This is a genomic window from Gelidibacter sediminis, assembly GCF_004364975.1.
Taxonomy (GTDB): Bacteria; Bacteroidota; Bacteroidia; order Flavobacteriales; family Flavobacteriaceae; genus Gelidibacter; species Gelidibacter sediminis.
Window position 1 is genome coordinate 935,502 of the sequence record NZ_SOBW01000008.1, and the last position, 13,449, is coordinate 948,950.

A 13,449-nucleotide genomic window follows, 5' to 3' on the forward strand; every position below is an offset into this window, starting at 1 on the left:
AATTTTATCATTTGCTACTCGGGTCTAAACAATCTTTAATATTACAACGAAAATTCATGGAGTGTTTTTGATTTGTTTCGTCTGTGATACCAATCATTATATACCAACTCAAGCTTATCTACATTAAAAGCCCCAAAATAATGGTCGCGGTAACTCTCTAATATGGTTAAGAATTTCAAATTATGCTCCAATAGGTTGCTAAACCTGCAAACTGTGGCGTGGGCTGTTTGAATTAAGTACCGCTGGTCCATACTTTCTTGGAGATTTGAATTTTTGAAATTTGCTCTTAATTGATTTCTAAGCGAATTTAAAGCAGGTTCCGTAGGAAACCCCTGAATCATGATGCCAGATGGCGATGCGGTAATGCCTTTGCAGGTTATGGAAATTGGAGCTATCCGTTTAAGGCTTTTTTTTACTAACGCTATATAATCTGGAAAATGTAATACATCACTATCAAGGCCATCATAACATGAAATTATTGAAAGTACTGTAATATGTATGTCTGTAGCGGGATAATAATACTGATTTGGCGCAGTATTATAAAGTTCTTTTAGGAACATCTGTATGGCGGTCTTAACCGACTCTGGTGGTCTTATGATGAGCGACAACCCATAACGCTGATCCTTATTGGAATGAATTAATGGATCAACCTCATAGGTGTTGGAGATGATGTGTTTTACAGCGTTTTTATACATGTTGCGATACCGTTCCTCTAAAAGCACTGGATATGTTCTTTAACGTTATTAACTATAAATTTTCAATTAGACTTTTTTTGTTTTTGAGAGTAAACCGTTTCATTATTAAAAAAGGTAGCTCCACAAATGGCACTACCTTTAACACAAAACCATATTGTAAATTCAATTTACCAAAGCAAAAGCTTGTTTGGCAATTTCTAACTCCTCGTTGGTTGGAATTACTAATATTTTTACTGGTGAGTCTGCAGTATTGATTTCCCTAATATCTTTTGACCTGATGTTATTCTTTGAATCCTCTAAATATATTCCAAATACATCCATCTCGGCACAAACCAATTTTCTAATCATACTAGAATTTTCTCCAATGCCTGCAGTAAATACAATAGCATCTAAACCGTTGAGTGCAGCTACGTAGGCGCCAATATACTTCTTAATGCGATAGGCATTAATGTCTAGAGCGAGTTGGCATTCTCTATTGCCTTTCTCGGCTTTAGCTTCAATGTCTCTTAAATCCATATGTCCGGTCAGTCCCAACATGCCACTTTTATTGGTGAGCAAGGTTTTCACTTCATCTAGCGAGTACTTCAAATTATTAACCAAATGAAATATGATAGCATGGTCAATATCACCGCTGCGAGTCCCCATGACCAAACCATTAGAAGGCGTAAACCCTAAGCTTGTATCAATACTTTTACCATTCTTTACGGCCGTCATACTGCACCCATTACCCAAATGGATGGTTATGATTTTTGAAGCATCCATTCCTAAATAAGTAATAGCTTTTTCTGATACATATTGGTGACTCGTGCCGTGAAATCCATAAACCTGAATTTTGTGTTTTTCATAAAGTTCATTTGGTACGGCATACCGCTTTGCATAATCTGGAATGCTTCGATGGAAGGCAGTATCAAAAATAGCAACTTGTTTGGCCAATGGAAAAATTTCTTCACACACAAAGATGCCTTCAAGATTTCCCGGGTTATGTAAAGGCGCCAATGTAGCGTATTCTTGAATATTGTCCTTTACCTCTGGTGTAATTAATGTGGTGTTTGAAAATGAATTGCCGCCATGTACTACCCTATGCCCTACTATACTTATTTCCTTGGTATTATTTATAACACCTTTATCGGCGTCTTGCAGCAATTCCACAATCATGTTCAATCCTTCACTATGAGTACCAATACTTTTCGTAATTCGAAGTTCATCAAGGTTTGTTTTATAGTTGATAATAGCATCATTAGAGCCTATACGCTCTACTAGACCGCTGCAAATTAAAGTTTCAGAAGGCATTTCCATCAATTGAAATTTAATGGAAGAACTTCCAGAATTTATTATTAATATCTTCATTATGTTTTGTATTTAGATGCCTTGGGCTTGTATGGCGGTAACGATAACTGTATTGTAAATGTCATCTACCGTACAACCCCTGCTCAAATCATTAACAGGTTTGTTTAAGCCTTGAATAATAGGTCCTATTGCTAATGCTTTTGTTTCACGCTGCACCGCTTTATAAGTGTTATTGCCAGTATTTAAATCAGGGAAGATAAAAACATTAGCTTGGCCAGCGACTTCAGAATCTGGAAGCTTTAATCTGCCAACAGTAGCATCTACTGCGGCGTCATACTGGATAGGACCTTCAACTTTTAAATCAGGTCGCTTGTTCTTTACAAGTTTAGTGGCTTCACGAACACGTTCAACGTCTGCACCCACACCAGAAGTGCCTGATGAATAGGAAAGCATTGCTATTTTTGGATCAATTCCAAACATCATACTGGTTGCAGCAGAAGAAATAGCAATATCAGCCAATTGAATTGAGGTCGGATTCGGGTTAATGGCACAATCTCCATATACAGAAACGCGATCATCCAAACACATAAAAAACACAGAAGAGACAATAGGCGCTTCAGGTTTAGTTTTAATAAATTGTAGTGCAGGCAAAATGGTATGTTGGGTGGTATGGGCGGCACCTGAGACCATCCCGTCAGCATCTTCTTTATACACCATCATGGTACCAAAATAGGATACATCTTCCATCAAATCTTTAGCCATGGCGAGATTAACGTTCTTATGCTTCCGCAATTCAAATAAGGTTTCGGCATAGGCTTCAAAATACACAGATTCGATAGGGTTGATGATATTGACTTTATTTAAATCTAAACCAATGTCAAGCGTTGCGACTTTATCGTCTATTTGTTTTTTGTTTCCAAGCAGTGTTATACTTACAACATCCAAATCAACAAGGCGTTTGGTAGCTCTTAAAACACGTTCATCATTACCCTCTGGCAAAACAATATGTTTTTTATTGGCTTTGGCTCTTTGAAAAAGATTGTACTGAAACATGCGAGGCGTTACTCCATTGGTTTCGAAAGTTATAAGGCGCTCAATTAACGCCTCTACATTAACATATTTTTCAAAAACTTTAATGGACGTGGTAATTTTTTCAGTGTTTTGAGCGTAAATCTGCGATTTAATGTTTCCTAGTCGATTTGTCACGGAAAAAGTGCCACCTTCAACCAAAATAATTGGAACGACCTCTGAAAGGCCTTCTATCAGTTTAAGTATCGGTTCCTCAGGCATTAATCCACCAGTCAGTACAATTCCCGAAATACTTGGATAATTATGTGAAATATTGGCTTGTAATGCACCTAAAATTATATCAGCGCGATCACCTGGTGTAATTACTAAGGCATTTTCTTTTAAATGAATGAGGTAATTGCGCAATTGCATGGCACCGACACTAAAATTCCCAGCTTGATTGTTAATAAAAGCCTCCCCAAATAATACTTTGGCATCTAAAGTGTCAACAATTTCCTTGATGGATGGATTCGCCAATACGTAATTGAGCGGAATTGCATTGACGATAACTTCTTTAGGTAGGTATTTTTCTAATTCAGAAGTAACTAAGGTAAGGTTTCTTGGTTCTATTTTATTGGCAATTACAGACAAGACTTCAACGCCTTTATCTTTAAATGAATCGAATGCCATTTGCAAGTTCCCTACCAATTCATCCAAGGTTTTACCTACGCCACCACCAATGATGATAGCAGGAACGGCAAGGTTCTTAGCAATCAACACGTTCATGTCGAACTCCATAATAGAACCTTCACCAATAAAACTGGAGCCTTCTACTAGCACAAAATCAAATCGGTCTTCTAAAGCTTTATACTTCTCAATTATTCTACCAATAATTTCGTCATCCTTATTTTCGTTTATTTTTTTTATCACCTCACTTCTGGTGTAGGCATAAGCATCTTCAAATTGAAGATCTAAATTAAAATATGTAGAAACGGTGTTGATATGGTTATCGATTTCTCCTGGATTGAAGTTATCAATTATAGGCCTGAAATAGCCAACCTTAGCGGCTTTTCCCAATAACGATTGCATCAAACCAAGTGCAATAATAGATTTTCCAATATTGGGTTCAGTAGTGGCAATATAGATGCCTTTGTTTGTGTTTTTTCTTGTCATTTGATCCTCAATTTCTAAAATTATACTATGACGCCAAATTTTTTAACAAAAATAACGATTTCAAACAGTATAACAAGATAAGGCCTTATGACATTGGTCATAGTTAAACCAATGAATTTTACAATTTATTACATTTTCATTGCTGGTTTAATAATGAAGAATTGTAGCCTAAAAAAACATGTCGCAGTTTAAGGTTTATCCTTTATTTTGTATATGTATGCATCTAGGGTATCCTAGTCCATTGGTTTGTGGTTATTGCTCCTTTGTAATCTAACAATTATGCTAGTTAATTTTTCAATACTATTCTAAATCGTGCTTTACCACTTTCTAGGTGTTCTATAGCTTCATTAACCTTTTCCATAGGAAATTCCTCTACTTGTGGATAAATGTTGTGTCTGACACAAAACTCGAGCATGGTCTTGGTTAATGCGGGACTGCCTATTGGACTTCCTCCTACTGATTTTTCGCCCATAATTAAAGAGAATGCAGGAATTGCCATTGGTTCCAAAACAGCTCCTACCGTATGGAATCGTCCTTTTGGTGCTAATGCGGTCAAATAAGAATTCCAATCTAATGAGACGTTGGTTGTATTTAATATAAAATTCAGTTTCCCTACTACACTTTCCAATTCTTTTGGTGAGGTTGAATCAATAACCTGACTTGCACCCATATTTAAAATAGCGTCCTTTTTCGCTGCATTTGAACTAAAGGCTATCACTTCACATCCCCAATGCTTTAAAAATTTTATGGCCATATGTCCTAAGCCTCCAATACCAATAACACCAACCTTATCTGTGGGTTTAACTCCTGCAAGGATAATTGGATTGAAAACGGTAATGCCTCCACATAATAAGGGGCCCGCTTTGCTCATGTCAATGTCATCAGGAAGCGGAATTGCCCAAGACCAATGGGCGCGAACTTTATCAGCAAATCCACCATGTCTTCCTACAATAGTTGCCTCGCTCTTTGAACAAAGATGGTGGTCTCCATCCATACATTGATCACAACTCATGCATGATGCCGAGGTCCAGCCCAAACCGACTTTGTCTCCAACGATTACATTTTTTACTGCATTTCCGACAGCTATCACCTCTCCAATTATTTCATGACCAGGAACTATTGGGTATTTCGTCATTCCCCAATCATTATGTATCATACTTAAATCAGAATGACAAATGCCACAATAGGACACTTTGATATCAACCTCTTCAGAACCTAGTGCTCCTAAGTTATAGGAATAAGCTGTTAGCTTTGCTTTTGGCTCAGTGGCCGCATATCCGTTTACTTTCATAATATATAAAGTTTAAGTTTTATAGTTTTTTTAAATTATTAAACAATGCTATTGAAGTAAGTAGCCCCATCATATAGCTAACGTCTGAAAACCTTAGTCATCTCTATAAAATTGGGATGGGTGTGTCTTTTGCATTTTAAAAACTGGTACTTCAATACCCCAAATTATTTTATTAAATAGCGTAGTCAAAAAATTTCAAGATTGCAAGAACACATCCATTATATACAAGTTTGGACATCAGCCTCAATAACTTAACTGACCCCATAGCAGTTAAATTTTAAAAATACTATCAGCATCAATTATACAATTGGCAACTGTACAAACATCTGTGCTGGCCTTACACCTGCGTACTTCCAACCAAGAAAGTCACATTATCTGCTGCAAAATTGCTAAGATCTGCTGCCGTTTCCTGTCCTGCAGGAGAATCCATTGTGGTTTGCAAAGCTTCGGGACTAGCAAACCAGAACTCTGCCATTCGGTAATACCTAGCCTCCGACTCGTCAGGAGTGCTTAAAAATTTTGTTAGTTCAAATTTTTCATAGCCTTTCATTTTAGATGCTATGGGCAAATGTGTTTTAGAATAGTAGTTTTCAAACGCCACTGTATCCTTTGGGTGGCCGTAAAGTATGGTTAATTTTATCATGACCTTAAAATTTTAATTAATTTGATTTATATACTTCCATTTCAATCTCAATCATAAATTCTGGAATAGCCAATTCTCTTACGCCAATCCACGACCCAGTGGGATAACGTCCTTGATATAGTTTGTTTCGATAGGTCGCAACTTCAAGAAATTTGGGCATATGAGTAGTGAACACGTTTTCAACAATAACATCATCGAAGCTACAATCAAAATGTTTTAATATGCGTTCTAAATCAGCATAACAATTTATCATTTGTTGTTCCAAATCACCTATAGCAGTAGGATTGCCCTCAGCATCCATACTTACGGCACCTGAGATTTTAATTGTATTTCCAATTTTTACTGCATGTGAGTAGCCTTAGGCACGCTCTACTTCTGGTCTCAAATTAAAATATTCAGGAACATCCTTAGCGTCAGAATTTAGAGCTATTGAAGGTTGATTTAAAACAGGTTTGGCATTGGTTTGTTGGTTACAACCTGTAAAGGATAAAGTTATGAATAACATAATGCCTAAGAGAATACCTTTAATTTCTTGTAGTATTCCTCGTAGTTTCAGGTCATTTAGAATCCTGAATTTGAAAGCTATTGTTAGTGGTTTCATATAGTATTAAATTATAAGTAAAAATTAGATTCTGAAGTCTTAGGATTGATCATTACAATTTTGGTTTTAGCCATATAGCTACAATCAAAATTGAAAAAAATGTGCGATACGGCATACCGCTACCGCACATTGAGGTGGTCTTTTTTATTTTCTCTCAGAAACTTTTACATCGCCACTAATTCCGCTTAATTCTGGACGTAATATCCAAATTTCCGTCTCAACACCATCCGTCAAAGCCATCCAATCTTTTAGGAATGTTGCCCAACTGCTTTTGCCATAAACCGACTCATATTTAGAAACGAAATTGTTATCTCTACCCAACCAAGACGATTTATCGAAAAATGAAATGACTGCCATATCCCGGCCTTCCTTAGTGCTCGAAAATTCATTGGTATATATGCCATAAGTTTCCTCCGGACTCTTGTCAGCATAAACTTTATTAATTTTTTTAACTAAAGCTTTGGCATCATTCATTTTACCACGTTTCATATCCCAATAGTTGACTTCCATATTTTTGATTGTAAAATCTTTAGGAAATCGAGACATTTCAGCCTCAAAGCGCCAATAGCTGGTATGTCCACTATCTGCAGTAGTATATGGTGCCACATTGGTGTTCCAGTCGTCATCATGGCCATCTTTTTGCGTTGGTCTGTTATCTAATGAACTCCATGGAAACGGCCCCATAACCCACACATAACTTCCCGTGTTTGGTCCGTTGGATATCCAATAGACTCGTGTAGCATATGGTCCGTTGCCATGAAATTTCTTATTGTGTGCCATGAGTCCCTGTTCAAATTGAGTCACTTGCGCTGGGTTGGCCCTGAGTATAGCATTTTCAAAGACGCCATATTCTGCTGTATTTTGAGAGAGGCCTATAAAAGGTATCAATAATACTATTAAGGCTGCTTTTTTTAATAAATCCCAAATTGGGTTGGTTTTTAAATGTCTATTTTTTTGTAAAAGTATCATAATATATATTTTGTGTTCGTTAATTACGAACTGGTTAAAACTTATTCTCAAACTTCAATTATGATTTGGGAATTATGGTGAAAAGCACTATTAATCCAATAATTTGGCATTATAATAGGCTGTTTCTGATATTATTTTTCCGTCCTTATTAAAATCCATGATATAATGAATTGGTAGGATAAGTGCTTTCTTATCAGCTTTGCGAATAAAATTAATATTCCACCACGATTGAACCACGCGTGCATCGCCCATCTCATAATGCAAATAGTCAGGATAACCCACCATATCAATACTGCTTACTTCAAATTTTTCTAAGATTTGTTTGTCAATTGCTTTCTGTTCCTCTAATGATTTACCTTCAAAAGTTGGAGAGCTGGAATCGAGAAAACGGACGCCTTCGTCATAAAAACTATACACTTTTTCCCAATCATTATTCTCAATGGCATATATCATCTTTCTCACTGTATTAATGTTTTCATGATTATTGTATATAGTGCCATTAGACCTTTCAGCATAGCTTGCTCTGATTTCATCAATGACGACTTCATTGCCATAGTCTATAATCATTTTAATTTTATGATCTTTGGTCACTGTGTATAAACGATGGGCTGCGGCATCAATTTTTACCCCAGACTTCTTGTGTACACCTTTTAATATGTCCCAAGTTTGTACCCACACTTCTTTATTGGGATTATCTTTTTTGTACTCAATTGCATCTGGGTATGAACCGGGATAGTTTTCACGTGCATAGTAATCAAGTTGATTATAATATACCATCTGATTGTTTAAAAATGCCTCTTTATCTCTTCCTTTGTCATTCTGATTGGTAGATGTTCCGTTATAAGCCTTAAAATCCTCACTTAAATAACTGGCCAATTTACTTTTATCTCCAGCTATAGAGGCTTTAACAAAATCCTGTACGACGTCTATGCTTGGATGCTCCATATAAACGGTTCCATTATTTTTTTGGGCATAGGTCATAAATGCACTAAGCATCAGTACCACATAAATTATTTTTTTCATATTATTTGGTTTTATCGTTGCTCTCGCAAACTGGTTAGTATTCAATTGTTCTTATTAGTATTTTAATTATGTAGTGTTGCTTTAACAGTTCGGAATGGAATTTTTAAATCCTGAACTGCCAATCGGTTTTGATAAATGATTTTAGGTTGATTTTTGGGTTGTTTTCCATTTAACATTAAACTAACGTCAGATACGGGATAAGTTTCACTGGAAAGCAAGTAGTTTTTACCATGTAACCCAAAGGTGGTAGCAGCTTTATAGATGCCATGAGCCACATCATTAACATCTACAACCGCAAACTCTGCATCTGTATCATAAAGCATTTTCACAAATGCATTGGGTGCAAGATTATTTTTGATTAAAAACTGTAAGCCTGTGGAGGTGGAATCTTCTCTTTTGGACATCGATTCTCCAAAAACGGCTACCGGCGAAACACTAGTGATTTCAACATCGAGATCTGGATGTTCTTTTATATATCCTTCAACAGCTTTGTTGGCGATATACTTAGCTTGGGCATACGGATGGCTTTCATTGCTTAAAAAAGGTGGATCGTTCTCAGAAATTGTATCTGTTGCCATTTTACCTTGAGGCGGTAAAGGAAAATTAGTGTTCCAGGCAGCAACCGAAGCTATAAATACAATCTTTTTTATCTTTGGACTTTCGGAAAGCACATCCAAAAAGTTTTCTGTACCACGTATCGTAGGGTCCAAAAGCTCCTTCTGCGCATCTTTAACCTCCAATTGAAATGGAGTGCCCCCATGAATCACTACATCACAATCATTAACAAAGGATTTAAGTTTTAATTTGTTTATAACATCTAACTCTTTAATCTCTAAATGCTCAGAATTATGAAGCGTTTGTAAGTGCTGATACTTATCTTTTTTGGAAATATCTGTAACAGACACCTTCACTTTATACCCTTGATCTAAAAACTGTTTGGTAATATGACTTCCAATAAATCCAGATCCCCCAATAACGCCTACTGTTTTCATAATTAAAGGTTTTTATGAGTTATGACAAGCGTCTCAACACTGTGGTTATAAAGCCTCCTATTATTAGTTATGATATCCTGTAAAATATTAAAATTTGTAAATCGCTTTATTAAAGGCAGCTTACCCACTAAGGGCATGGTGATGATTAGGTTGTCTAATGGTTGTGAACTTAAAGTGGCGGATGGGTTTGGAACTGTGAATAAGATGTGGTAACAAATCAATAAAATTCCAATAATGATTAATTTTGAAAATCGATGATTTTTTAATTGATGGTTGTTAAGGTTTTCTAATTTCTGGACAGATTTATCCTGTGGATTTTTGACGGTGACACATAAAAATGAGAAAAATTTTATATGGAAATTAGCGACATTAATTGCCCTTGCGGTTTGAGAATATAATTTATGCCCTTTAGTTTTCATAATAATTTGCATGTATTGGAACACATTTAAAAGCTCAGGCTTTAAAAATCTGCACTGCTTTGCTATCAATTATTATAAGCTTAATCAGGTTCTAGGGGAAGTGGGTTAGCTTAAAAAAAAATGTCAACATGATCGACCATTTTAATATTTACTAAATTACACTGTACATTGCTCATTGTCAACCACATATTAATGTGGTTTTAGCTTATCTTTTTGTATATTTGAATGTTACCAACCTTTTCCATTCTTAAAAGCTTTGAAACCTCTTATAAAGAAAATAGCTTTTGTCACCTTTATTTATTTGCTTTTTGTAAATAATGTGCTCAATGCACAAAACCCTTCCCAAATAGACATCCTCACTACTGAACAAGGCTTAATTTTTAGAGACGTTACTTCTATTGCACAAGATGCTAATGAAATGATGTGGTTTGGAACAGATTTGGGTTTGGTTAGGTATGATGGGTACAATTTTAAAGTCTATAATTCTGATAAAAGCAATCCCTTTTACATTAAGGAAGAATTAATTACCGGAGAATTGGTTTATAACGCCCACACCAATGAGCTTTGGTATATGGCTAATGAAAAGCTGTTTAAAATTCAACTTTCTACAGATGCTGTAACAGCATACAATAGTAATCATAATTTGAAAGGAAATGTACTGCGCATACTTAAGGACTTAAATGGCGATATATGGGTCATTACAGATGATTTTGTTACCGCAGATTATGGTCAGGCAAAGCATTACCTTCAAAAATTAATTAACGGTTCGTTTGAAGTGAAATATAGTATTCCAAGAAATAAACACCCCTACAGCCGATTAATTTGTGACAAAAAGGGTGATTTGTTATGGAGTGCACCCTTATATAGTTTAAAATTCGACACAGATGGTACGTTACTAAAGACCTTTAATTTCCCAACTTTTGAATGGCATGGAAATTTATTACAGTTTACGGTATCTTTCTATGACAGTCAGAATACACATTATTACTTTTCTCAAAAAGACAGGGGTGTTTCAAGATTAAATGAAGAAAATCTTAACACAACACGTGTATTCGATATTGAGCATCAGTTTTATTATGGTATTGAAGATTATCAGAAACATTTATGGTTTGCTAGTAACAAAGAATTATACCGGATGCATCCAGATGGTCATGTCAAAGATTTCACTGCTCAATTACAGGCACGTTTTGAGTACTCAAAAATTAATTGTCTTTTTATAGATGTCAATAAATTACTTTGGGTAGCCACTGATAACGGATTATTTAAGATACGGATAGGTGAAGAATTATTTACACCGCTCTTTAAATCAGATAATAAAGGATGGGGCAATACCATGCGTGGTGTTTTTGAAGATGCCAATGGGACTATTTTTGCCAAATGTGAAAACAAAAATAAGTTGATTTACAAAACTATTTCTGGAAATATTGACACACTAACCATTCAAATAGATAGTGTCGCCTTAGAAGGGTTACAGTATACAGCAAATTTTTATGTGCTTGATAAAAACAAGCGGCATGCTTACACATTAGGTGAAAACTTGTTGAAAATTAATTTAAAGACAGGCGCCACCAAGAGTTACGATGAATTTAGGCCAAACGTAACCTTCAAAGCCCATAATCCATTAATCAAATTAAAGAATGGCAAATTACTTTTTGGTCAAAGTCTGTCAAGATTAGTGCTTTTTGATCCTGACACAGAGACGAGTGTGCCTGTCTTTAAAAACTTTAATAAGGCTAATGACATTGCCGATTTAACCTATTTTAAAGAAAGTATACACGACAGCATTTTCTATATTGGCACCCGCAATGACGGCTTACTAAAAGTACATCTCAGTGGCCAAATTGAAACGATCTTCAACACCAACTCACACCCCACTATTTCCAGGAATTTTGTACTTGTTATTGAAGAAGAACCAAATGGAGCACTTTGGGTAGGAACCTATGGAGGTGGCTTAAATTTTATTTCCGACGATGGTCTGATTGGAAAAATTTATAATAAGTATAATGGGTTGCCTGATGATAATGTTGTAGGTATCCTGACTGACGATCAGGATAACTTATGGATTAGTACATATAATGGCCTGTCTCATTTTGACAAGAATACAGAAATCTTTCAGAATTTTTATCCTGAAGATGGCTTGTCTCATTATGAGTTCAATTACACCTCATTTTTTAAAGACAGTCGTGGCAATTTTTATTTTGGTGGTATGAATGGTCTTAACCAATTCAAACCTTCTGCAGTATTGAAATATTCTGATCCACCAACATTACGGTTGTTAGGCGTTTCGGGCTATAACAGTAAAATGAAATCAAGGTTTTTTACTGATTTCACCCAAACCCAAACAAATGCCTTAAACCTAACAGCATATGATCAGTACTTCGAAATTAACTGGACGATGCCAAGTTATTTCCAAAACCAAAAAAACAGTTATTCAACCAAATTAGAAGGCCTGGAAAAGCAATGGTTTTATAGAGGTAACGTGGCCTCCATACGCTACAATCAACTGCCTGCTGGAAATTATGTGTTAAAAATAAAAGGTAAAGATTCGAGGGGCAATGAAAGCGAGGCAATGTTGGCCATTCCAATTCATGTACGTGAGATTTATTATAAACAATGGTGGTTTAAAGTGCTTTTGATGCTCACTATTATTGGAATTATGTTTGTCATATTTAGATATCGTTTTCAACAAGCCTTAGCTATGGAACGGTTGCGGACAAAAATATCGAGCGATCTTCATGATGATGTTGGGTCTTTGCTATCCGGATTAGCAATGCAAACTGAACTCATGGAAATGAATGCCAGTGAATCTGATAAATTCAAACTTCAAAAGATTGCAGGTATAAGTAGAAATGCCATTTCGCAAATGAGAGACTTAGTCTGGAGTATTGATAGTAGACGGGAAACTGTTAAAGATTTGATTGAACGGATGCAAGAGCTGGCTGAAGAATTAGTATTACCAAAAAACATCTCATTTCATATTGATAGCGCGAGTGTTAAACATCCCAATAGGAAGTTATCAGCACAAACCAAACAACATATATTTATGATTTATAAAGAGGCAATTACTAACATTATTAGGCATTCTGATGCTAGCAGTGTAACCATAACTATACTGAGTAATGCGCATAATACGGACATTATTATTAAAGATAATGGGCAGATAAAAATGCCTCATAAATCGACAGGATTTGGTTTGGCAAATATGGTGATGAGGGCAGAAAAATTAAATGGCACTATTAAATTTAAAAAAAACCATGGATTTGGGGTGTTTTTACACTTGCCATTCGCACTATAATACCACATGATAATGTGATTGCGCGCATGAGTTAATAAAAGTACCTTACATAA

10 protein-coding genes and 1 pseudogene are annotated in these 13,449 nt (G+C 35.7%); 1 reads left to right on the top strand and 10 read right to left on the bottom strand.

Annotation, left to right across the window (positions count from 1 at the left end):
• Positions 1 to 41: 41 nt before the first annotated feature.
• The 10 genes and pseudogenes from BXY82_RS10820 to BXY82_RS10860 form a co-directional block, all read right to left on the bottom strand.
• Positions 42 to 695, bottom strand: a complete 654-nt coding sequence (locus BXY82_RS10820; RefSeq protein ID WP_133758207.1) for a 2'-5' RNA ligase family protein — start codon at positions 693 to 695, stop codon at positions 42 to 44.
• 162 nt (positions 696 to 857) lie between these two features.
• On the bottom strand, positions 858 to 2,042 hold the full coding sequence (locus BXY82_RS10825) for an acetate/propionate family kinase (RefSeq protein ID WP_133758208.1): 1,185 nt from the start codon (positions 2,040 to 2,042) through the stop codon (positions 858 to 860).
• 12 nt (positions 2,043 to 2,054) lie between these two features.
• Complete coding sequence (gene pta / locus BXY82_RS10830) at positions 2,055 to 4,163, bottom strand: phosphate acetyltransferase (RefSeq protein ID WP_133758209.1); 2,109 nt, start codon at positions 4,161 to 4,163, stop codon at positions 2,055 to 2,057.
• Between the two features lie 286 nt (positions 4,164 to 4,449).
• A complete protein-coding gene (gene ahr / locus BXY82_RS10835; RefSeq protein WP_133758210.1) occupies positions 4,450 to 5,454 on the bottom strand; it encodes an NADPH-dependent aldehyde reductase Ahr in 1,005 nt (334 codons plus the stop codon).
• 337 nt (positions 5,455 to 5,791) lie between these two features.
• Positions 5,792 to 6,097, bottom strand: a complete 306-nt coding sequence (locus BXY82_RS10840) for an EthD family reductase (protein ID WP_133758211.1) — start codon at positions 6,095 to 6,097, stop codon at positions 5,792 to 5,794.
• Between the two features lie 16 nt (positions 6,098 to 6,113).
• A pseudogene (locus BXY82_RS10845) lies at positions 6,114 to 6,440 on the bottom strand (RidA family protein); the annotation flags it as partial.
• A 15-nt stretch (positions 6,441 to 6,455) separates the two neighbouring features.
• On the bottom strand, positions 6,456 to 6,698 hold the full coding sequence (locus tag BXY82_RS15680) for a hypothetical protein (protein WP_317128584.1): 243 nt from the start codon (positions 6,696 to 6,698) through the stop codon (positions 6,456 to 6,458).
• A gap of 144 nt (positions 6,699 to 6,842) precedes the next feature.
• Positions 6,843 to 7,667, bottom strand: coding sequence for a hypothetical protein (locus tag BXY82_RS10850; RefSeq protein ID WP_243835782.1), 825 nt, complete (start codon positions 7,665 to 7,667; stop codon positions 6,843 to 6,845).
• Between the two features lie 90 nt (positions 7,668 to 7,757).
• Positions 7,758 to 8,690, bottom strand: coding sequence for a nuclear transport factor 2 family protein (locus tag BXY82_RS10855; protein ID WP_133758212.1), 933 nt, complete (start codon positions 8,688 to 8,690; stop codon positions 7,758 to 7,760).
• Between the two features lie 62 nt (positions 8,691 to 8,752).
• Entirely contained in the window at positions 8,753 to 9,682 is a 930-nt protein-coding gene (locus BXY82_RS10860; RefSeq protein WP_133758213.1) for an NAD-dependent epimerase/dehydratase family protein, read from the bottom strand.
• Positions 9,683 to 10,357: 675 nt separating this feature from the next.
• On the opposite strand from BXY82_RS10860, the gene BXY82_RS10865 reads away from it, so the two are divergent.
• Complete coding sequence (locus BXY82_RS10865; protein WP_133758214.1) at positions 10,358 to 13,396, top strand: ligand-binding sensor domain-containing protein; 3,039 nt, start codon at positions 10,358 to 10,360, stop codon at positions 13,394 to 13,396.
• The last annotated feature ends 53 nt before the right edge of the window (positions 13,397 to 13,449 follow it).

Excerpts from the sequence above, each read along its gene's own strand:
- BXY82_RS10855 (WP_133758212.1), bottom strand. The coding sequence starts at position 8,690 with ATGAAAAAAATAATTTATGTGGTACTGATGCTTAGTGCATTTATGACC.
- pta (WP_133758209.1), bottom strand. The coding sequence starts at position 4,163 with ATGACAAGAAAAAACACAAACAAAGGCATCTATATTGCCACTACTGAA.
- BXY82_RS10820 (WP_133758207.1), bottom strand. The coding sequence starts at position 695 with ATGTATAAAAACGCTGTAAAACACATCATCTCCAACACCTATGAGGTT.
- ahr (WP_133758210.1), bottom strand. The coding sequence starts at position 5,454 with ATGAAAGTAAACGGATATGCGGCCACTGAGCCAAAAGCAAAGCTAACA.
- BXY82_RS15680 (WP_317128584.1), bottom strand. The coding sequence starts at position 6,698 with ATGAAACCACTAACAATAGCTTTCAAATTCAGGATTCTAAATGACCTG.
- BXY82_RS10850 (WP_243835782.1), bottom strand. The coding sequence starts at position 7,667 with ATGATACTTTTACAAAAAAATAGACATTTAAAAACCAACCCAATTTGG.
- BXY82_RS10840 (WP_133758211.1), bottom strand. The coding sequence starts at position 6,097 with ATGATAAAATTAACCATACTTTACGGCCACCCAAAGGATACAGTGGCG.
- BXY82_RS10860 (WP_133758213.1), bottom strand. The coding sequence starts at position 9,682 with ATGAAAACAGTAGGCGTTATTGGGGGATCTGGATTTATTGGAAGTCAT.
- BXY82_RS10825 (WP_133758208.1), bottom strand. The coding sequence starts at position 2,042 with ATGAAGATATTAATAATAAATTCTGGAAGTTCTTCCATTAAATTTCAA.